The organism is Rhodoplanes tepidamans (genome assembly GCF_030813915.1).
Lineage (GTDB): Bacteria > Pseudomonadota > Alphaproteobacteria > Rhizobiales > Xanthobacteraceae > Rhodoplanes > Rhodoplanes tepidamans.
Window position 1 is genome coordinate 305,519 of record NZ_JAUSUJ010000001.1, and the last position, 18,754, is coordinate 324,272.

The 18,754-nt window shown below is 71.9% G+C and carries 20 protein-coding genes, 1 tRNA gene and 1 pseudogene; 12 read left to right on the top strand and 10 right to left on the bottom strand.

The annotated features are described in order from the left end of the window. Window positions 1–25 precede the first annotated feature (25 nt). From J2S22_RS01385 to J2S22_RS01405, 5 genes are all read left to right on the top strand, one after another. Complete coding sequence (locus J2S22_RS01385; RefSeq protein WP_272776309.1) at window positions 26–1,225, top strand: ABC transporter substrate-binding protein; 1,200 nt, start codon at window positions 26–28, stop codon at window positions 1,223–1,225. Window positions 1,226–1,416: 191 nt separating this feature from the next. Beyond that, window positions 1,417–2,286: a branched-chain amino acid ABC transporter permease gene (locus tag J2S22_RS01390; RefSeq protein ID WP_272776308.1), complete on the top strand. Its 870-nt coding sequence runs from the start codon at window positions 1,417–1,419 to the stop codon at window positions 2,284–2,286. Continuing rightward, window positions 2,283–3,284, top strand: coding sequence for a branched-chain amino acid ABC transporter permease (locus tag J2S22_RS01395; protein ID WP_272776307.1), 1,002 nt, complete (start codon window positions 2,283–2,285; stop codon window positions 3,282–3,284). The genes J2S22_RS01390 and J2S22_RS01395 overlap by 4 nt, the downstream gene beginning before the upstream one ends. Next, a complete protein-coding gene (locus tag J2S22_RS01400; protein WP_272776306.1) occupies window positions 3,281–4,006 on the top strand; it encodes an ABC transporter ATP-binding protein in 726 nt (241 codons plus the stop codon). Before J2S22_RS01395 ends, J2S22_RS01400 begins: the two co-directional genes overlap by 4 nt. After that, window positions 4,006–4,710: an ABC transporter ATP-binding protein gene (locus J2S22_RS01405; RefSeq protein WP_272776305.1), complete on the top strand. Its 705-nt coding sequence runs from the start codon at window positions 4,006–4,008 to the stop codon at window positions 4,708–4,710. The genes J2S22_RS01400 and J2S22_RS01405 overlap by 1 nt, the downstream gene beginning before the upstream one ends. Before the next feature lie 186 nt (window positions 4,711–4,896). On the opposite strand, the gene J2S22_RS01410 is transcribed toward J2S22_RS01405, so the two are convergent. The 7 genes from J2S22_RS01410 to galE form a co-directional block, all read right to left on the bottom strand. Beyond that, complete coding sequence (locus J2S22_RS01410; protein ID WP_272776304.1) at window positions 4,897–5,598, bottom strand: fumarylacetoacetate hydrolase family protein; 702 nt, start codon at window positions 5,596–5,598, stop codon at window positions 4,897–4,899. 111 nt (window positions 5,599–5,709) lie between these two features. Further along, window positions 5,710–6,195 (bottom strand): hypothetical protein, encoded by a 486-nt coding sequence (locus J2S22_RS01415; protein ID WP_272776303.1) that lies wholly within the window; start codon window positions 6,193–6,195, stop codon window positions 5,710–5,712. A gap of 182 nt (window positions 6,196–6,377) precedes the next feature. Continuing rightward, window positions 6,378–6,857: an NUDIX hydrolase gene (locus tag J2S22_RS01420; RefSeq protein WP_370878159.1), complete on the bottom strand. Its 480-nt coding sequence runs from the start codon at window positions 6,855–6,857 to the stop codon at window positions 6,378–6,380. A gap of 9 nt (window positions 6,858–6,866) precedes the next feature. Further along, window positions 6,867–7,871, bottom strand: coding sequence for an inorganic phosphate transporter (locus J2S22_RS01425; protein ID WP_272776302.1), 1,005 nt, complete (start codon window positions 7,869–7,871; stop codon window positions 6,867–6,869). A 10-nt stretch (window positions 7,872–7,881) separates the two neighbouring features. Then, the gene (locus J2S22_RS01430; protein WP_272776301.1) at window positions 7,882–8,526 is read right to left on the bottom strand and encodes a DUF47 domain-containing protein; all 645 of its coding nucleotides are present in this window, start codon (window positions 8,524–8,526) and stop codon (window positions 7,882–7,884) included. A 278-nt stretch (window positions 8,527–8,804) separates the two neighbouring features. After that, window positions 8,805–9,317, bottom strand: a complete 513-nt coding sequence (locus J2S22_RS01435; RefSeq protein WP_272776300.1) for a GlcG/HbpS family heme-binding protein — start codon at window positions 9,315–9,317, stop codon at window positions 8,805–8,807. A gap of 104 nt (window positions 9,318–9,421) precedes the next feature. Next, window positions 9,422–10,408: a UDP-glucose 4-epimerase GalE gene (galE, locus tag J2S22_RS01440; protein WP_307155780.1), complete on the bottom strand. Its 987-nt coding sequence runs from the start codon at window positions 10,406–10,408 to the stop codon at window positions 9,422–9,424. 172 nt (window positions 10,409–10,580) lie between these two features. Between galE and waaC the strand changes: the two genes are divergently transcribed. Beyond that, on the top strand, window positions 10,581–11,546 hold the full coding sequence (gene waaC / locus J2S22_RS01445; RefSeq protein WP_272779397.1) for a lipopolysaccharide heptosyltransferase I: 966 nt from the start codon (window positions 10,581–10,583) through the stop codon (window positions 11,544–11,546). Between the two features lie 111 nt (window positions 11,547–11,657). Here waaC and J2S22_RS01450 read toward each other — a convergent pair. The 3 genes from J2S22_RS01450 to gph all read right to left on the bottom strand — a co-directional run bounded on the left by J2S22_RS01450 (window position 11,658) and on the right by gph (window position 13,195). Further along, window positions 11,658–11,732 (bottom strand) — tRNA-Val (locus J2S22_RS01450). Window positions 11,733–11,868: 136 nt separating this feature from the next. Beyond that, the gene (locus J2S22_RS01455) at window positions 11,869–12,402 is read right to left on the bottom strand and encodes a PEGA domain-containing protein (protein ID WP_272779395.1); all 534 of its coding nucleotides are present in this window, start codon (window positions 12,400–12,402) and stop codon (window positions 11,869–11,871) included. A 100-nt stretch (window positions 12,403–12,502) separates the two neighbouring features. Beyond that, complete coding sequence (gph, locus tag J2S22_RS01460) at window positions 12,503–13,195, bottom strand: phosphoglycolate phosphatase (protein ID WP_272779394.1); 693 nt, start codon at window positions 13,193–13,195, stop codon at window positions 12,503–12,505. 210 nt (window positions 13,196–13,405) lie between these two features. Between gph and rpiA the strand changes: the two genes are divergently transcribed. The 6 genes and pseudogenes from rpiA to J2S22_RS01490 all read left to right on the top strand — a co-directional run bounded on the left by rpiA (window position 13,406) and on the right by J2S22_RS01490 (window position 18,303). Beyond that, window positions 13,406–14,101, top strand: coding sequence for a ribose-5-phosphate isomerase RpiA (gene rpiA, locus J2S22_RS01465; protein WP_272779393.1), 696 nt, complete (start codon window positions 13,406–13,408; stop codon window positions 14,099–14,101). A gap of 38 nt (window positions 14,102–14,139) precedes the next feature. After that, window positions 14,140–14,646, top strand: coding sequence for a DUF2059 domain-containing protein (locus J2S22_RS01470; RefSeq protein WP_272779392.1), 507 nt, complete (start codon window positions 14,140–14,142; stop codon window positions 14,644–14,646). After that, the gene (gor, locus tag J2S22_RS01475; RefSeq protein ID WP_272779391.1) at window positions 14,643–16,034 is read left to right on the top strand and encodes a glutathione-disulfide reductase; all 1,392 of its coding nucleotides are present in this window, start codon (window positions 14,643–14,645) and stop codon (window positions 16,032–16,034) included. Before J2S22_RS01470 ends, gor begins: the two co-directional genes overlap by 4 nt. A 125-nt stretch (window positions 16,035–16,159) precedes the next feature. Further along, window positions 16,160–16,282 (top strand): annotated as a pseudogene (locus J2S22_RS30860) (type II toxin-antitoxin system VapB family antitoxin); the annotation flags it as partial. A gap of 82 nt (window positions 16,283–16,364) precedes the next feature. Beyond that, window positions 16,365–16,769 carry a type II toxin-antitoxin system VapC family toxin gene (locus tag J2S22_RS01485; protein WP_272779390.1) on the top strand — a complete coding sequence of 135 codons (405 nt, stop codon included), beginning with the start codon at window positions 16,365–16,367 and terminating at the stop codon, window positions 16,767–16,769. Window positions 16,770–16,914: 145 nt separating this feature from the next. Beyond that, a complete protein-coding gene (locus J2S22_RS01490; RefSeq protein WP_272779389.1) occupies window positions 16,915–18,303 on the top strand; it encodes a class II 3-deoxy-7-phosphoheptulonate synthase in 1,389 nt (462 codons plus the stop codon). Window positions 18,304–18,754: the final 451 nt, after the last annotated feature.

Genomic DNA, 18,754 nt, shown 5'->3' on the forward strand with positions numbered 1-18,754 from the left:
TTCCCGGCCCAGCCGGCGTGATGTGTTGGCCGGCGCCACGGCCGCCGGCGCGGTGCTGGCGGCGCCCGCGATCGTGCGGGCGCAGGCCAAGGCCCTGAAGGTGGCGGTCGTGCTGCCACGGTCGGGCCTGTTCGCGGCGGCCGGGCAGTCCTGCCATCGCGGCGCCGTGGTGGCCCCGAAGGTGCTGGCCGATCTCGGCTACGCGGTCGAGCTGATCAACATCGACTTCGAGTCCAATGTCGACGTGGCGCGCACCCAGACCGAGCGGGCGATCGCCGAGGGCGCCCAGGCCGTGGTCGGCGCCTTCGAGTCCGGCGCGACGCTGGCGATGGCGCAGGTGTGCGAGCAGCGCAAGGTGCCGCTCGTCATCAACATCGCCTCGGTGCCGCAGCTCACCGAGCAGGGCTATCAGTATCTGGTCCGCAACTTCCTCACCAATGCCCAGCTGGTCGGCAACGGCCTCAAGCTGGTCAAGGACCTGATGGCGGCGACCAACGTCCAGTTCAAGAACGCCGTGTTCGTGCACGCCAACGACACCTTCGGCACCGCCCAGCGGGCCGCCATGGACAAGCTGTTCCCGGCCGCCCAGATGCCGTTCCCGCTGGTCGAATCGATCGCCTACGACCCGAAGGCGCAGGACCTCGCCGTCGAGGTGACCAAGATCCGCGCCGTCGCGCCGGAGCTCGTGCTCGTCACCACCCGCTCGTCCGACGCGATCAAGCTGGTGCGTGACATGGTGCGGCAGCGCTACGAGCCGAAGGCGATCATCTCGCCCGGCTCGCCCGGCCTCTACGACGAGGAGTTCTACCAGGCGCTCGGCCCGCTCGCCGACTTCCACATCTTCAATCTGCCCTGGGCGAACGCCAAGTCGCCGGTCACCCAGGCGCTCGCCGCCGCCTACAAGACCGCGCATCCCTCGAACCGCTTCGAGGTCGATTGCTTCAACGCCGGCTTCACGTTCGAGGCGATCATGATCGCGGCGGACGCCTTCAAGCGCGCCGGCACGGCCGATGGGCCGACGCTGATGAAGGCCGTGAAGGCGACCGACATCGCCGAACACGTGATGACGGGCGGCCCGATCCGCTTCGACGAGAAGGGCCAGAACAACGACATCCAGGCCTCGGTGGTGCAGAACCGCAACCGCACCCCGACCGTGGTGCTGCCGCCCGAGGTGGCGGTCGCCGCCCCGGTGCTGCCGATGCCGCCCTGGCAGGGCCGCTCCTGATCGTCCTTCGGCGGGCCGGACCGCTCCGGCCCGCCGCGTCCCGCGCGATGCGCATCCGCGCCGGCCGAGAACGGAGGTTGCGCCCGGTCGCCGACCTGGGGTAACTCCTCCGTCACACTTCCGGCACCTGTCCGTGGCGGGGCCTTTCGGGGCCGCCGCCCGGGTGGGTGCGTTCACGTCAGTTCATCCCGATGCTCTCGATCTGGCTCAACGTCGTCGTCCAGGGAATCCTGACCGGCCTGCTCTACGGCCTGATGGCGCTCGGCCTGTCGGTCATCTTCGGGGTGGTGCGGCTCGTCAATTTCGCCCACGGCGAATTCGCCGTGGTGGCGATGTACGCGGCTTTCGTGCTGTTCCGGGCCTTCGGGCTCGACCCGCTGATCGCGATGCTGCCGATCGCGCTCGCCTTCTTCGTCGTCGGCTTCGCCCTGCAGCGCACCCTGATCAACGCCTTCGTCGGGCGGCCCGAGCACGAGCAGTTCATCCTGCTGGTCGGCGTCGCGATCGTGCTGGTCAACGCCGTGCTGATCGTGTTCGGGCCCGACGCCCAGCCGGCGAACCTGCCCTATGCGTTCGACAGCTACATGATCGGCCCGCTGCTCGTCGACAAGGTGCGGGTCTACGCCGCCGTGGCGGCGCTCGCGGTGTGCGCGGCGCTGTTCGGCTTCTTCCGCTTCACCCGCACCGGAACGGCGATCCGCGCCTGCGCCGACAACCTGGTCGGCGCCGCCGTCGTCGGCCTCGACGTGCGCAAGCTCTACGCCATCACGTTCGGGATCGGGCTCGCCTGCGTCGGCGCCGCCGGCTCGCTGATGATCACCATCGCCGACGCGGTGCCGAGCCTCGGCCCGGCCTACACGCTGCTCGCCTTCACGATCGTCATCATCGGGGGCCTCGGCTCGATGGCGGGCGCGCTGGTCGCCGGGCTGCTGATCGGCGTCTCCGAGGCGCTCGCCGGCTTCCTCATCGCCCCGTCGATGAAGAGCATGTTTTCCTTCGCCCTCCTGGTCGCCGTGCTGGTGCTGCGGCCGCAGGGCCTGCTCGGAAAGAAGCCGGCATGATCTCGCTGTGGCGCGACATGAACGGGCGCGGGCAGGTGGCGGTCGCGCTCGCCTTCCTGGTGCTGCTGTTCGCTCCCGTGGCGGCGACCCGCTATCTGCTCTCGGTCCTCACCCTGATCCTCTATTTCGTCTATGTGGGGCAGGCCTGGAACCTGATGATGGGCTATGCCGGGCAGCTGTCGCTCGGCCACGCCCTCTATGTCGGGCTCGGCGGCTACATCTCGGCGGCGCTGTGGGTGCATTTCGGCATCGGGCCGTGGCTCGGCGTGGTGCCCTCGGTGGCGATCGCCGCCGCCTTCGGCGCGGCGATCGGCTGGCTCGGCTTCCGGTTCGGCATCGAGGGCGTCTACTTCTCGCTGCTCACCATCGCGTTCGCCGAGTTCACCCGCATCGGCTTCGACCACATCGGCTTCGTCGGCGGCGCCGGCGGCCTGTTCATCCCCTACGAGGAGAGCCGGCTCGGCGAGTGGTGGAATCTGCGCGGCAGCCAGGTCTTCTTCTACTATCTCGCCTTCGGGATGGCGGTGCTGGCCGTGCTGCTGACGGCGCTCCTGGCGCGCTCGCGGCTCGGCTACCAGTGGCTCGCCATCCGCGAGGACGAGACCGCGGCGCGCGCCCTCGGCATCGACGTGTTCCGGGCCAAGATGAAGGCCGTGCTGATCTCCTCGTCGATGACGGCGGTCGGCGGCGTGTTCTACGCCTTCTACTACAACAGTCTGTTCCCGGCGCAGCTGTTCGACATGAGCCGCTCGATCGAGCTGATCCTCGGGCCCATCGTCGGCGGCACCGGCACCGTGTTCGGCCCGGTGATCGGCGCCTTCGTGCTCACCCCGCTGGGCGAGATCCTCATCGCCGTCACCGAGAAGGCCGGCATCAACGCGCCCGGCGCCAAGGCGATCTTCTTCGGCCTCATCCTGATGGCGATCATCTATCTGGTGCCCACCGGGGTGTGGCCGTGGCTGTCGCAGCGGCTCGGCTTCGCGAGGCGCCGCTCGTGAGCGCGCTCCTCTCGGTCGTCGACGTCGGCAAGCGGTTCCGCGGCCTGATCGCCGTCGACCGGGTGTCGTTCACGGTCGAGGCCGGCGAGATCTTCGCCGTCATCGGCCCGAACGGCGCCGGCAAGACGACCCTGTTCAACATGATCGCCGGCGTGCTGGCCCCCAACGAGGGCACCATCACGTTCCGCGGCGAGCGCATCTCGGGCCGCACGCCCGACGCCGTCTGCCGGCTCGGCGTCGCCCGCACGTTCCAGATCGTCCGCCCGTTCCCGGCCCTGACGGTCGAGGACAACGTGGTGATCGGCGCGCTGCTGCACCGCACCGAGATGGCGGCGGCGCGCCGCCACGCCCGCGACGTGCTGGCCACCCTCGACCTGTTCGACAAGCGCGATTTCCGCGCCTCGGCGCTCACCCTGCCGGACCGCAAGCGCCTGGAGCTCGCCCGGGCGCTCGCCACCGACCCCAAGCTCCTGCTGCTCGACGAGGTGATGGCGGGCCTGCGGCCGACCGAGACCGACCGGATGGTCGAGATCCTGCGCGGCGTGAACCGCGACATGGGCGTCACCATCCTGCTGATCGAGCACGTGATGCGGGCCGTGATGGCGCTCGCCGGCCACATGCTGGTGCTGCATCACGGGGCGCCGATCGCCAAGGGCAAGCCGGAAGACGTGGTGCGCGACCAGAAGGTGATCACCTCCTATCTGGGCCAGGAGTCGATCTGATGCTCCAGGTCCGCGATCTCGACGTGTTCTACGGCGACGCCCAGGCGCTCGACCGCGTCTCCTTCGAGGTGGCCGAGGGCAGCATCGTCGCCATCGTCGGCGCCAACGGCGCCGGCAAGACGTCGCTGATCCGCACCATCGCCGGCATGATCCGCCCGGCGCACGGCCGCATCACGTTCCGCGGCGAGGAGATCGCCGGCCTGCCCAGCCACCGGGTCTGCAATCTCGGCATCGGCCAGGTGGCCGAGGGCCGCCAGATCTTTCCCAGCCTGACGGTCGGCGAGAACCTGGAGATGGGCGCGCTGCTGCCGCGCGCCCGCGACAAGCGCGACGGCCAGCTCGCGCGGGTCTTCGAGATGTTCCCGATCCTCGAGGAGCGGCTGAAGCAGACCGCCGGCACGCTGTCCGGCGGCGAGCAGCAGATGCTGGCCATCGGGCGCTGCCTGATGGGCCAGCCCGACCTCGTGATGTTCGACGAGCCGTCGCTCGGCCTCGCGCCGGCGATCGTGCACGAGGTGCTGCGCACCATCCGCGACCTCAACGCCGCCGGCCTCACCTGCGTGCTGGTCGAGCAGAACGTCGCGATGTCGCTGAAGCTCGCCGACCGCGCCTACGTCCTGGAGAACGGCCGCATCACGCTCACCGGCACCGGCGAGGACCTGCTCGCCGACGACCGGGTGCGCCAGGCCTATCTCGGGATGTGAGGGGGAGCGCCACGTTCCCGGACCTCTCCTCCGCCCTCACCCCGAGGAGCCCGCGAAGCGGGCGTCTCGAAGGGCGAGGGCGGCCTCCTCGAAACAGCCGGGCCGAATGGTTCGAGAGGCGCTCCTGCGGGGCGCTCCTCACCATGAGGCGCGAGGCGGTCGGACGCCGCCCCCGTGCCGCCGCCCTCACGCCAGCGGCGCGCCGATCTTCACCGTGAGGGTGCCGACGCCTTCGACCGCGCAGTCGAGCGTGTCGCCCGGGACCGTGGCGGCGACGCCGGCCGGCGTGCCGGTCATGATGATGTCGCCCGGCGCCAGCGCGACCATCTCGGACAGCTTCGAGATCACCTCGGGCACGTTCCAGATCATCTGCTCGAGGTCGCCGTCCTGGCGCAGCGTGCCGTTGCAGGACAGCGTGATGCGGCCCTTCGACGGGTGGCCGATCTCCGACGCGGGCTTCAGCGCGCCGCACGGCGCCGAGGCGTCGAACGCCTTGCCGATCTCCCACGGCCGCTGGATCTTGCGGGAGGCGATCTGCAGGTCGCGGCGGGTGAGGTCGATGCCGACCCCGTAGCCCCAGACGAGATCGAGCGCGTCCTCGGTCCGGATGTTGCGGCCACCGCCCTTCAGCGCGACGACGAGCTCGACCTCGTGGTGCATGTCCTTGGTGAGCGGCGGGTAGGGCACGGTGGCGCCGTCCGGCACCACGGCGTCGGCCGGCTTGGCGAAGAAGAAGGGCGGCTCGCGCTCGTCGTTCCCCATCTCGCGGATGTGCTCGACATAGTTGCGGCCGACGCACCAGATGCGGCGGACCGGGAAGAGCTGGTCCGACCCGGCGACGGACAGGGTCGCCTGCGGGGCAGGATCGATCACGTAGCTCGCGCTCATTGAGACGTCTCGGTGAGGGTGGCGGGGGCGCCGGCCGGCGGCCGGACGGGGCACGGCCGCCCCATATCACATGCGCCCCGGCCGTCAACGCGGGCAGGGCCGGACGGCTGCCTAATCGGCGGGCTGCTGCAGTCGCCAGGCGAGGAACTCGCGAAACAGGGCCTCGCGCTCGGCGTCGGTCAGCGGATGCGACGGGTGCTCGGGGGCGCCCCGGCCGTCGACGCCGCGGCCGGTCGCGGCCGCGACGGGCGCCCCGGCGAGCGGCTCGGCCGGCGTCGCTGCGGCGCCGGGCGGCAGCGGGGTCGCCGGCACCGGGGTGGCCGAAACGGACGCCGGGCCGCTGTCGCTCGCCTCGCCGCCCGCGGGCGATGCCGCGCGGGCTTCGCCCGGCGCCCTGAGATACCAGCACTTGCGGTTGTTGGCGTGGTCGAGCCGGTAGTACCAGCGTCGCCCTTCGGTCGGCGTGTCGTCGGGGGCGGCGAGGCAGTCGGGCGCCGCGACGGCCGGCGCGGTGGTGGAGGCGAGCACGGCCGCGCAGGCGACCGCCGACAGGACGGCGGCACCGGTGTGGAGCGGGCGGAAACGGGTACGGGACATGACGAACTCCGGTGCGCGCGCCGGTGCAGGGCGGCAGGCGGCGCGCGTCCGGGCCGAGGTCTCCCACGGATCGGGTACGGATGTAGGGCGCAATTGCGCAATCTTCCCGGCATTCACCGGTTCGTTCCGCCCCACCCGGGGCGCGGTTGCAGGAGCCGGCGCGGAGGCGACGCGGCAGGCCGTCACGCCTCCGCGCCGGGGGCGTCCGGCACCAGGGCGTCGAGCTGGCGCAGGAGCTTGCGCAGGCCGGGCTCCTGCACGGCCTTGGCGGCCTCCGCCAGCGTGAACCAGCGCAGCTTGCGCTGGCCCTTCTCGCGCCAGCGCTTGCGCTGTCCCGTCACGGCCAGCGGAAACACGTCGACCTTGCAGCGGGTCGCGACGCCGCTCTTCAGGCGCTTGTCGTAACGGTAGGAGCCGATCGCCTCCGGCCCGGCGCGGCCGATCAGCCCGGCCTCCTCCAGCGCCTCGCGGGCCGCCGAGGCGTGCGGCTTGGCACCGCGGATCGGCCAGCCCTTCGGGATCACCCAGCGGCGGGTCTCGCGCGACGTCATCAGCATCACCTCGGTGACGCCGCCTTCGGTCCGCCGATAGGGCACGGCGGCGTACTGGAGGGGCCGCTTGGCTTTCTCCTTGGAGGGATCCCGTGTCTGTCGTCGGGCCACCGCACGTCCTCAGCCGAAGAGACCACAGAGAAGATAGAACGAGGCGCCGATCACGCCAGCCGCCGGCATGGTGACGATCCATGCAACGACGATGCTGCCCGCGATGTTCCAGCGCACCGCCGACACCCGTCGCGCCGCCCCGACTCCGACGATCGCGCCCGTGATGGTGTGGGTCGTCGACACCGGAATGCCGAGCCCGGTCGCCATGAACAGCGTGATGGCGCCGCCGGTCTCGGCACAGAACCCCTGCAGCGGCGTCAGCCGGGTGATCTTCGACCCCATGGTTCGGACGATGCGCCAGCCGCCGAACAGGGTGCCGAGGCCCATGGCGGCCTGGCACGTGATGACGACCCAGAACGGGACGTGGAAGCCGCCCTCGAGGTGCCCCTGTGAATACAGCAGGACGGCGATGATGCCCATCGTCTTCTGCGCGTCGTTGCCGCCGTGGCCGAGCGAGTAGAGCGAGGCCGAGACGAACTGCAGCGAGCGGAAGGCGGTGTCGACCGCGAACGGGGTCTGCCGCACCAGCATCCAGGAGACGATCAGCACCAGGAGCAGGGCCAGCGAGAAGCCGACGAGTGGCGACAGGACGATCGCCGCGGCGGTCTTGCCGAGGCCGGAGAACACGACCGCGCCGGCGCCGGCCTTGGTGATGCCGGCCCCGACCAGTCCGCCGATCAGCGCATGCGACGAGCTCGACGGGATGCCGAACACCCAGGTGATCACGTTCCAGGAGATCGCGCCCATCAGGGCCCCGAACACCACCCGGGCGTCCACCACGCTGGCGTCGACGATGCCGGTGCCGATCGTCTGGGCGACGTGCAGGCCGAAGAACAGGAAGGCGACGAAGTTGAAGAAGGCGGCCCAGGCAACCGCGTAATGCGGCCGCAGCACCCGGGTCGACACGATGGTGGCGATCGAGTTGGCGGCGTCGTGCAGGCCGTTGAGGAAGTCGAACAGCAGCGCCACGCCGATCAGGCCGATCAGCAGCGGCAGCGCGAGCGTCGCATCCATGCCGGCCGCCTCACACCTGCTCGACGACGATGTCGCTGATCTTGTTGGCGACGTCCTCGAACCGGTCGACCACCTTCTCGAGGTGGCCGTAGATCTCGATGCCGACCATGAACGCCATGGCGTCGCCGTGGCGGTGCTGCAGGAAGAGCTGCTTGCGGCCCTTGTCGTGGAGCTGGTCGGCGCGCTCCTCGATGCGGGTGATCTCCTCGGTGAGGGCGTTGATCTGGGCGACGTTCCTGCCGATCGCGCGGAGCAGGGGGACCACCCGGCGGACCAGCTCGGCCGCCTGCAGGATGATCTCGCCCATCTCGGTCATGCAGGGATCGAAGCGGTCTGCCTCGTAGAGCGTGATCACCTTGGCGGTCTGGTGCATCTGATCGATGGAATCGTCCATCGACGAGATCAGGCCCTGGATGTCGCCGCGATCGAACGGCGTGATGAAGCTGCGCCGCACCGCCATCAGCACCGCCCGGGTGATCTCGTCCGCCTCGGTCTCGCGCTCGACGATCACCCGGCAGTAGTGGGGAATCTCGGCACCGCCGCGTAGCACCCCGCGTAGCGCCTCGGCGCCGGCCACCACGGTCTCGGCGTGGCGGGCAAACAGATCGAAGAAGCGCTCCTCCTTGGGCATGAGCGCCTGGAACCAGCCGAGCATTCCGTCCTTCCAGCGATCGGTGCCGGGCGCCGCGACCGGAGCGTCGGGGGCGGCCCGCAGGGGAACGATCCGTCCGGAGGCCTCGCCGGGCGGCGAGTCGCGGACGGAGCCGCAGCTATGGACCGGACGGGCGTGCGAGTCAGCTCAGATATGACACTAATATGACATTCGTGACCATGGCAGGAGCGCCCCGGGCAGGCGCAGGGCAGGCCCGCGCCGGCGGCAGCGGTCGCGAGGCCGGCGCCCCGGGGGGCTCGCAGGGGCGCCGGCCGGGCCGGTCAGAAGTCGAGCCGGTCCCGCACCGCCTCGATGCCGGCCCTGGCGCAGGCGTCGTCGGCCTCGCCGCCCGGGGCCCCGGAGACGCCGACCGCCCCCAGCAGTGCGCCGCCGCCCTCGACCATCAGGCCCCCACCGAGCACGACGGCGCCGGGCAGGGCGCGGACGCCGGCCTGCGGCGTGCCCGGCTGCGTCGCCCCGACGAGCTCGGTCGTGTCGGTGCGGAAGCTGACCGCGGTCCACGCCTTCCCGATCGCCGTCTGCGGCGTGTGCGGCCCGGCGAAGCGGTCGCGCAGCACGACCTGGGTCAGGCCCGAGCGGTCGACCACCGCGACCGCGACCTGGAAGCCGCGCTGCCGGCAGGCCTCCAGGGCGGCGCGGGCGAGGTCGAGCGCCGTCTCCGGGCTCATGGTCTTGGTGGTCACGACGGCGCCCTGGGCATGAGCGGGTCCGAGCGCGAGCGGCCCGGCAGGCAGGCTGGAGACGAGCAGGGCAGCGAGCAGGGGACGGATCATCGGGGCCTCTCCGGGCGTTTCGGGACGTTTCCGGACGCCATGGTAGTCGCCTGCCGCGGCACGCGCCAAGCGGGTGCCGCACCTCTCGCCGCCGTGCCCTCACATCACAGGTTCATGGTGCCGAGCTTGCGCTGCCAGTCGAGGGCGTGGCGGACGATGGTGTCGAGGTCGTCCCAGCGGGGCTGCCAGCCGAGGATCTCGCGGGCGCGGTCGCAGGCGGCGACGATGGCGGCCGGATCGCCCGGGCGGCGCGGCGCCAGATCGACCCGGAAGTCGACCCCGGAGACCCGCTTCACCGTCTCGATCACCTCCAGCACCGAGAAGCCGCGCCCGTAGCCGCAGTTCAGCGTCGCCGGCGCGCCGCCGGAGCGCAGATGGCGCAGCGCGTCGGCATGCGCCGCCACCAGGTCCGAGACGTGGATGTAGTCGCGCACGCAGGTTCCGTCCGGGGTCGGATAGTCGGTGCCGAACACGTCGATCTTCCCGCGCAGGCCGAGCGCCGCCTCCACGGCCACCTTGATCAGGTGGGTGGCGTTCCGGGTCGACTGGCCGGTGCGCATCAGCGGGTCCGCCCCCGCCACGTTGAAGTAGCGCAGGATCACGTGGCCGAGCCCGTGCGCCGCCGTGGCGTCGCGCAGCATGATCTCGGTCATCAGCTTGGACGAGCCGTAGGGCGACATCGGCGCCAGCGGATCGCCCTCGGCGACCGGCACCCGGGCCGGGTTGCCGTAGACGGCCGCCGTCGAGGAGAACACGAAGTGCTTCACCCCGCCCGTCACGGCGCAGTCGATCATGCTGCGCGAGTTGGCCGTGTTGTTGCGGTAGTAGCGCAGCGGGTCGGCGACCGACTCCGGCACCACGATCGAGGCGGCGAAGTGGACGATCGCCTCGACCCCGTGCTCGGCGATCAGCCGCGACACCAGCGCCGCGTCGCCGGTGTCGCCCACCACCAGGGCGGCCTCCGGCGGCACCGCGAAGCGGAACCCGGTCGACAGGTCGTCGAGAACCACCACCCGCTCCCCGGCATCCACCAGGGCGTGCACCATGTGGCTGCCGATGTACCCGGCGCCGCCGGTCACGAGTATGCTCATGGTGTTCCTCCGTCCCCGCCGCGGTCGCCGTATCCATAGCGGCGCAGCCGGCGCTCGGCCAGCGCCGCCGGTCCCGCGCCGCGGGCCCGGGTGCCCGGCCGGGGCGGCCCCGGTGACAACCGGCCCGCCTCTGTATATGAGAACCGCGCTCGCGGTGACCCAGCGCGGTTTCATGGTCGACGTCCTGTTCATCAAGACCTCGTCGCTCGGCGACGTTGTCCACAACATGCCCGCCGTCACCGACGCCCGCCGCGAGCGGCCGGCGGCGCGGCTCGTCTGGGTCGTCGAGGAGGCCTTCGCGCCGCTGGCGCGCCTGCATCCCGGGGTCGACGAGGTGGTGCCGGTCGCCTGGCGGCGCTGGCGGCGGGCGCTGCACCGGCGGGGAACGTGGGCGGAGATCCGGCGCTTCGTCGCGAGCCTGCGCGACCATGCCTACGACGCCGTGATCGACACCCAGGGGCTGGTCCGCACCGCCGTCATCACCCGCATGGCGCGGGGCGTGCGGCATGGCTACGACCGCCGGAGCGTCCGCGAATCGCTCGCCACCACCTGCTACGACATCCGCCACGGCGTGGCGCGCCACCTCCATGCCGTCACCCGCAACCGGCTGCTCACCGGCCTCGCGCTCGGCTATGCACCCGCCGGCGCGGCCGACTACGGGCTCGACCGGGCCGCGCTGTCGCCGCCGTCGGAGCGGCCCTACGCCGTGATGCTGCACGCCACCGCCCGCACCGAGAAGGAGTGGCCGGAGGCCGACTGGGTGGCGCTCGGCCGGTCGCTCGCGGCCCGCGGTCTCGACGTCGTCCTGCCCTGGGGCACGCCGGCCGAGGAGGCGCGCGCCCGCCGGCTCGCGGCCGCGATGCCGCGCGCCCGCGTGCCCGACCGCAAGCCGCTCGATCAGGTCGCCCGGCTGGTCGCCGGAGCGACCGTGGTGGTCGGCGTCGACACCGGGCTCCTGCATCTCGCCGCGGCGCTCGGCGTGCCGCTGGTCTCGATCTTCGTCGGCAGCGAGCCGTCGCTCACCGGGCCGACCGGCACCGGGCCGATCGTCACGCTCGGCGGCGACGGCGCCCGCTGCGGCCTCGCCGAGGTCGAGGCCGCGGTCGGCCGCGTGCTGCCGGCCCCCGCCGCGACCTGAGCAGCCTTTACAGCCGAAAAGGACTGCCGCGGCCGCAGCGTGCGTCCGTGAACGAGACGGATCGTGTCGTGGTCGCGAGAGGCGAGTTGGGGAGAGGCGAGTTGGGGAGAATGGTGGGCGCTGTAGGGATTGAACCTACGACCTCTCCCGTGTGAAGGGAACGCTCTCCCGCTGAGCTAAGCGCCCGTACCGAGGGTGGCGAAGTAAAGGGCGGGGCCCGCCCTGTCAAGCGCCGGGTCGGCGCGGCGGCCGCGCATGGCGGGCCGTCCATCGCGCGGCCGCGGCGCAGGCCTGCGCGACGCGGGTCCGGCCTGCGCCGGCGTCACTGCGGCGGCAGCGGGGTGGCCGGGGTGACGGCGGTGGGCGGCGGCGGGGCCTCCGGCTCGGGCTCCGGCGCGCTCGGCCGCGGCGGGCGGGCGGCCGAAGGCTGCGAGGTGCGCGGACGCTGGGCGCTCGGCCGACGCCGCGGCGGCGCGGGCGGCGCCACCGCCTGCAGCTCGACATAGACCGGGTTCGGATCGAGCGTCACGGTGGTGCCGGCGAACTCGCGCTCGCTGCCGCTCGCCTCCGAGCGGACCACCTGGACCGGCACCGTGGTCGACTGGTAGCCGGGCAGCGCGAAGGCGACCGTCATCTCGCCGGTGAGCGGCGCCGGCAGGGTGCACGGGGTGCGGCAGCTGCCGCCGGTCGAGAGCGTGGCCTCGGCGCCGGGCGGGTCGCTCTCCAGGTTCAGGACCACGGTGGCCGGGCCGCCGAGCCCGAAGCTCGGCACCTGGAAGTTCGACAGAGATTCGCACCCGGCGAGCAGGAGGCCCGCGGCCGCGACCGCCAGAACTCGGTTCGAAACGGTGGTCATGGTTCGGCGTCCCCCAACGCCCAGCCGCGACATTAGGCACGCGGGCGGAGCGGCGCAACCGTCGGCGGCCGGGAGGTGCCGCGGGGGGCCCCCGGCCGGATCAGCCCGCCCGCAGGCCCAGGAGCTCGGCCACGGCGGCGGGCAGGTCGGCATAGCGGCTGATCACCCGGTCCGGATCGAAGCGCGCCACCGGCACCTCGGTGTAGCCGAAGTCGACCGCCACCACGGGTACGCCCGCCGCCTTGGCGGTGGCGATGTCGGTGGCCGAATCCCCGACCATCACGGTGGCGGCCGGCGAGCCGGCGGCCGCCGCGATGGTGCCGAGCAGCGCCTCGGGATGCGGCTTCATGACCGCGAAGGTGTCCTGGCCGCAGATCACCGGAAACCGCCCGGCGAGGCCGAGCGCCTCCAGGAGCTTCACCGACAGCCGCTCCAGCTTGTTGGTGCACACGGCGAAGCGGCAGCCGAGCCCGGCGAGCGAATCGAGGGCGTCCTCGAGCCCCGGGAAGGGCCGCGACAGCGCGGCGATGCGGGCGGCGTAGTCGTCGACATAGACGGCGTAGAGGCGGTCGATGTCGGCCGGGCCGCTGGCGCGGCCATGGGCGCTGAGGCCGCGCTCGATCAGCAGCCGGGCGCCGCCGCCGATGAAGCGCCGTGCCTCGTCGAACGGCACGCTCGCCATGCCCTCGCGCACCAGCAGGCCGTTGAGCGTGTCGATCAGGTCGGGCGCGGTGTCGACCAGCGTGCCGTCGAGATCGAAGACCACGAGAGGGGACGGGGCGGGCTGGTGCATGGACGGCCTCGGCTGGCCCGGCGCCCGGGCCTCCCGGTCTCTAAGCCGGCCCGGGCCGGCGGCGCAAGCGCGCCGGCCGTGCGGGGCGGGATCGGCCCTCCGATCCGGCCGGAGCCGGGGCGAATTCGCGCGCGGCCCTAGGCGGATCGCCGGATCGGGGCTACATAGCGGGCAACCGCCTCTCTCACGGACCCAGTCCCGCGCACCGCCATGAATCCCGATTCCCTCAAGCGCGAGGCCGCCGCCCGCGCCCTCGATTTCGTCGAGCCCGGCATGCGGCTCGGCCTCGGCACCGGCTCGACCGCCAAGCACTTCGTCGCGCTCCTCGGCGAGCGGGTGCGGGCCGGCCTCGACGTGGTCGGCGTGCCGACCTCGGAGGCCACCCGGGCCGACGCCGAGGCGGCCGGCGTCCGGCTGTCGACCCTCGACGAGACGCCGGCGCTCGACCTCACGGTCGACGGGGCCGACGAGATCGCCCCCGGCCTGTCCGCCATCAAGGGCGGCGGCGGGGCGCTGCTGCGCGAGAAGATCGTCGCGGCGGCCTCGGCCCGGATGATCGTCATCGCCGACGAGACCAAGTGGGTGGCGACGCTGGGCCGCTTCCCGCTGCCCGTCGAGGTGGTGCCGTTCGGGGTGGCGCCGACCCGCATCGCGGTCGAGGCGGCCGCCGCCGCGGCCGGCTGCCCCGGCAGGGCGGAGCTGCGCCGCACCCGCGAGGGCCACGCTTTCGTCACGGACGGCGGGCACTTCATCCTCGATCTCGCGCTCGGCCGCATCCCGGACCCGCTGGCGCTGGCCGAGCGGCTCGCCGCCGTTCCGGGGGTCGTCGAGCACGGCCTGTTCATCGGGCTGGTGCGCACCGCGATCATCGCGGGCGCCGCCGGCATCCGCATCGAAAACGCTTGAACCGAGCACGCTCGGCACGTCGTCAACAGGGGGTTCCCATGCAGCTCGTCCCGCTTCTCCGTGCCGCCGCCGTGGCGGTGCTCGCCTCCGGCGCCCTCGGGCTCGGGCCGGCGCAGGCCCAGCAGCCGGCGCCCTCCGCCGTCGCCGCCGCGCGCGAGCTGATCATCCTCAAGGGCGGCAACGCGATGTTCGACCCGATCGTCGCCGGCGTGATCGAGTTCGTGAAGAACTCCTACGTGCCGACCAACCCGCAGCTCGCCGGGCCGCTCAACGAGGTCGCCGCCAAGCTGCGCAAGGACTACGACGGCAAGCGCGCCGAGCTGCTCGGCGAGGTCGCCAAGGTCTACGCCGAGAAGTTCACCGAGGCCGAGCTCAAGGAGCTCGTCGCCTTCTACAAGTCGCCGCTCGGCAAGAAGATGTCCACCGAGGAGCCGGTGGCGATCGACCAGAGCCTCAAGAACGCGCAGGTGTGGGCCGACTCCTTCTCGGGCGAGGTGATGAGCAAGTTCCGCGAGGAGATGAAGAAGAAGGGCCACGACCTGTGACCGCACCGGAGCGGCAGGTCGACCTGTTCGTGATCGGCGCCGGCTCGGGTGGCGTGCGCGCCGCCCGGATCGCCGCCGGCTACGGCGCCCGCGTCGTGGTCGCCGAGGAATACCGGGTCGGCGGTACCTGCGTGATCCGCGGCTGCGTGCCCAAGAAGCTCCTGGTCTACGCGGCGCGCTTCCGCGAGGCGTTCGAGGACGCGGTCGGGTTCGGCTGGAGCGCGACCGCGCCGACCTTCGAATGGGCGGACCTGATCGCCAACAAGGACCGCGAGATCGCCCGGCTCGAGGCGGCCTACATGACGACCCTCGGCAAGGCCGGGGTCGAGATCGTCAAGAGCCGCGCCGTGCTGGAGGACGCGAAGACCGTCCGGCTGGAGGCGACCGGCGAGCGGATCCGCGCCGAGCACATCCTGATCGCCACCGGGGCCACGCCGCATCTCGGCCCCGCCATTCCGGGCATCGAGCACGTGATCTCGTCCAACGAGGCGCTGCATCTCGACACCCTGCCGGCGCGCGTGCTGGTGCAGGGCGGCAGCTACATCGCGGTGGAGTTCGCCTCGATCTTCGCCGGGCTCGGCTCGCAGGTGACGCTCGTCTATCGCGGCGACAACATCCTGCGCGGCTTCGACGACGACGTCCGTCAGCATCTGCGCGTCGAGCTCGAGAAGCGCGGCATCCACGTTATCACCGGCAACACGGTGGCCGCCGTCGAGCCTTGCGGCAGGCATTTCACGGCGCATCTCTCCGGCAGCATGCAGGTCGCCGCCGACGCCGTGATGTTCGCGATCGGCCGCCCGCCCGCGGTGCGCGGCCTCGGGCTCGAGAGCGTCGGTGTCCGGCTGGCGCCGAACGGCGGCATCGCGGTCGACGAGTACTCGCAGACCTCGGTGCCCGGCATCTGGGCCGTCGGCGACGTCACCAACCGCATCAACCTCACGCCCGTGGCGATCCGCGAGGGCCACGCCTTCGCCGACACGGTGTTCGGCGGCAAGCCGACCCGGGTGGATCATCGCTGCGTTCCCACCGCGGTGTTCTCCGAGCCGGAGGTCGGCACGGTGGGGCTGAGCGAGGCGCAGGCGATCGCCGAGATCGGCGACGTCGACGTCTACAAGACGAGCTTCCGGCCCATGAAGGCGACGCTGTCGGGGCGCGACACCACGGTGCTGCTCAAGCTCCTGGTCGACGCCGCGACCGGCCGGGTGGTCGGCTGCCACATCGTCGGCGAGGGCGCGGGCGAGATGATCCAGCTCGTCGGCATCGCGGTCCGCATGGGCGCCACCAAGGCCGACTTCGACGCCACCATGGCCGTGCATCCGACCGCCTCCGAGGAGCTGGTGACGATGCGCCAGCCGACGCTGCGGCACCGAAGGAAGGCGGCCGAGTAGGGGGCGGGCCGACCGGGACACGGGGCGCGGACCCGCCGGGGCGTGCGGGTCCGGATGGGCTCAACCGTTGATGCCGGAAGCCTCGCGGCCTAAATTGGCGGGGGACCGAGCACCGGAGGGCCGCCATGGGCCTGAACATCGAGACCGAGGAGGCGCTCCGTCTGGCGGAGGCGCTGTCCCGGGCGACCGGCGAGAGCATCCCGGCCGCCGTCACGACGGCGCTGCGCGAGCGGCTGGCGCGGGTGCGGCGGACAGCGCGCCGCGTTGGAAGGAGCCTTGGCGATCGATGGAGCATGGGGATCTTCTCTACGACGAGAATGGATTGCCCAAATGATCATCGACACCTCGGCCTTGATCGCGGTTTTGAAGAAAGAGCCGGAAGAAGAGGAGTTCCTCTTCGCGATCGGAAATGCCGAGGTGCTTCGCGTGTCGGCGGCGACCTATTTCGAAGCGGGCCTCGTCGTGGACCGCAACAACGATCCGGGACTCAGCGGGAATCTGGACGAGCTGCTGGAAGAAGCCGCCGTGATCATCGAGCCGGTCACCGAGGCGCAGGCCGGCCTCGCCCGGCAGGCCTACCGGGACCTCGGCCGGGGCAGCGGCCATCCGGCGCGGCTCACCTTCGGCGACTGCTTCAGCTACGCGCTGGCGAAGGCGGCCGGCGAGCCGCCGCTGTTCAAGGGCGACGACTTCGGCCGCACCGACGTCGCGCCGGCCCTCCCGCCGGCGGGCTGAGCGGGCCACGCCCCGTTCCGCGGGCGCGCCGCGGCTCTCGCCCGTCGGGCTGGCCTCGCGGCGCATCGGTCGTGTATAAGGCGCTCCGCGCGGCGGAACAGCCCCCCGGGAGGACACCCGGCCCGCGCAGGACGAGGACGAGACCATGCCCGAGCGGTGGACCCCCGACAGCTGGCGCCGGAAGCCGATCCAGCAGGTGCCGGACTTCCCGGACATGGACGCCCTCGGCGCCGTGGAGAAGCAGCTGTCGACCTTTCCGCCGCTGGTTTTTGCAGGCGAGGCCCGCAGCCTGAAGCGGCAGCTGGCGCGGGTCGCGGCGGGCGAATGTTTCCTGCTGCAGGGCGGCGACTGTGCGGAGAGCTTCGCCGAGCACGGCGCCAACAACATCCGCGACTTCTTCCGCGTGTTCCTTCAGATGGCGGTCGTCCTCACCTACGCGGCGGCGTCTCCCGTCGTGAAGGTCGGGCGCATCGCCGGCCAGTTCGCCAAGCCGCGCTCCTCGCCGACCGAGACGCGGGGCGGCGTCGCGCTGCCGAGCTACCGGGGCGACATCGTCAACGACAACGAGTTCACGGCCGAAGGGCGGATTCCCGATCCGCGCCGGCAGATCGAGGCGTACCGGCAATCGGCCGCGACCCTCAACCTGCTGCGCGCCTTCGCCCAGGGCGGTTACGCCAATCTGGGCAGCGTGCACCAGTGGATGCTCGGCTTCGTCAAGGACTCGCCGCAGTCGCGCCGCTACATGGAGCTGGCCGACCGCATCTCCGAGGCGCTCGGCTTCATGCAGGCCTGCGGCCTCGACCTCGAGCGGCATCCGGAGCTGCGCGGCACCGAGCTCTACACCAGCCACGAGGCGCTCCTCCTCGGCTACGAGGAGGCGCTGACCCGCGTCGATTCCACGAGCGGCGACTGGTACTGCACGTCCGGCCACATGCTGTGGATCGGCGACCGCACCCGCCAGCTCGACCATGCGCATGTCGAGTACTGCCGCGGCATCAGGAACCCGATCGGGCTCAAGTGCGGGCCGTCGATGAAGGCCGACGACCTGATGCGGCTGATCGAGGTGCTCGATCCGGAGAACGAGCCGGGCCGGCTCACGCTGATCTGCCGCATGGGCGCCGACCGGGTCGGCGAGCTGCTGACTCCCCTGGTCCGCGCCGTGGCGCGCGAGAAGCGCAACGTGATCTGGTCGTGCGATCCGATGCACGCCAACACGATCTCGTCGGCGTCCGGCTACAAGACCCGGCCGTTCGACCGCATCCTCCAGGAGGTGAAGGGCTTCTTCGCCGTGCACGCGGCCGAGGGCACGATCGCCGGCGGCGTCCACCTGGAGATGACCGGCCAGAACGTCACCGAGTGCACGGGCGGCGCCCGCGCCATCTCGGACGAGGACCTCAACAGCCGCTATCACACCTTCTGCGATCCGCGGCTGAACGCCGAGCAGTCGATCGACCTCGCCTTCCTGCTCGCCGAGCTCCTCAAGAAGGAGCGGCTCGCCCGCCAGGTGCCGATGCCGGCCGCCGCGAGCCTGTGACGGTCTGATTTGCGAGCGGAGCCACACACTCCGCTCGTTCCCGCGCAAGCGGGACTCCAGGGGATCTGCCGTGCCGCTCCTTGGTCCCCGCTTTCGCGGGGACGAGCGGGGCGAGGCGGTCGGCGTGCGCGCGACATTGGCCCGCTCGCCTCGCCCCCTTCACGCCGCGTTAACCCCTCCGGCGAACTCGTGCGGCCGGGCGCCCGCGTTCGGCAATGAATCGATAACAAGTCGGTTCAAATTGTCTCCATTCACGGTGGCGCAGGGGGGGCCGGGTGAAGAGGGACAGGAGCCGACCGCTTCGTGCCGCGACCGCGGTCGCGGCCCTGACCCTCGTCGTTCTTCCCGCCGACGCCGCCGAATGGCCGCGGCTTCCGTCCGAGCCCTCGGGCGAAGCCACGGTCTGGGATCCCGGTCCGCGCTGGCCGAGCCTTTCGTCCGATCGGGCGGA

What these genes read in the sequence shown, in the direction of transcription:
- J2S22_RS01390 (WP_272776308.1), top strand. Translation starts at nt 1,417, where the DNA reads ATGCTCTCGATCTGGCTCAACGTCGTCGTCCAGGGAATCCTGACCGGC.
- J2S22_RS01395 (WP_272776307.1), top strand. Translation starts at nt 2,283, where the DNA reads ATGATCTCGCTGTGGCGCGACATGAACGGGCGCGGGCAGGTGGCGGTC.
- J2S22_RS01405 (WP_272776305.1), top strand. Translation starts at nt 4,006, where the DNA reads ATGCTCCAGGTCCGCGATCTCGACGTGTTCTACGGCGACGCCCAGGCG.
- J2S22_RS01410 (WP_272776304.1), bottom strand. Translation starts at nt 5,598, where the DNA reads ATGAGCGCGAGCTACGTGATCGATCCTGCCCCGCAGGCGACCCTGTCC.
- J2S22_RS01415 (WP_272776303.1), bottom strand. Translation starts at nt 6,195, where the DNA reads ATGTCCCGTACCCGTTTCCGCCCGCTCCACACCGGTGCCGCCGTCCTG.
- J2S22_RS01425 (WP_272776302.1), bottom strand. Translation starts at nt 7,871, where the DNA reads ATGGATGCGACGCTCGCGCTGCCGCTGCTGATCGGCCTGATCGGCGTG.
- J2S22_RS01430 (WP_272776301.1), bottom strand. Translation starts at nt 8,526, where the DNA reads ATGCTCGGCTGGTTCCAGGCGCTCATGCCCAAGGAGGAGCGCTTCTTC.
- J2S22_RS01435 (WP_272776300.1), bottom strand. Translation starts at nt 9,317, where the DNA reads ATGATCCGTCCCCTGCTCGCTGCCCTGCTCGTCTCCAGCCTGCCTGCC.
- galE (WP_307155780.1), bottom strand. Translation starts at nt 10,408, where the DNA reads ATGAGCATACTCGTGACCGGCGGCGCCGGGTACATCGGCAGCCACATG.
- waaC (WP_272779397.1), top strand. Translation starts at nt 10,581, where the DNA reads ATGGTCGACGTCCTGTTCATCAAGACCTCGTCGCTCGGCGACGTTGTC.
- J2S22_RS01455 (WP_272779395.1), bottom strand. Translation starts at nt 12,402, where the DNA reads ATGACCACCGTTTCGAACCGAGTTCTGGCGGTCGCGGCCGCGGGCCTC.
- gph (WP_272779394.1), bottom strand. Translation starts at nt 13,195, where the DNA reads ATGCACCAGCCCGCCCCGTCCCCTCTCGTGGTCTTCGATCTCGACGGC.
- rpiA (WP_272779393.1), top strand. Translation starts at nt 13,406, where the DNA reads ATGAATCCCGATTCCCTCAAGCGCGAGGCCGCCGCCCGCGCCCTCGAT.
- J2S22_RS01470 (WP_272779392.1), top strand. Translation starts at nt 14,140, where the DNA reads ATGCAGCTCGTCCCGCTTCTCCGTGCCGCCGCCGTGGCGGTGCTCGCC.
- J2S22_RS01485 (WP_272779390.1), top strand. Translation starts at nt 16,365, where the DNA reads ATGATCATCGACACCTCGGCCTTGATCGCGGTTTTGAAGAAAGAGCCG.
- J2S22_RS01490 (WP_272779389.1), top strand. Translation starts at nt 16,915, where the DNA reads ATGCCCGAGCGGTGGACCCCCGACAGCTGGCGCCGGAAGCCGATCCAG.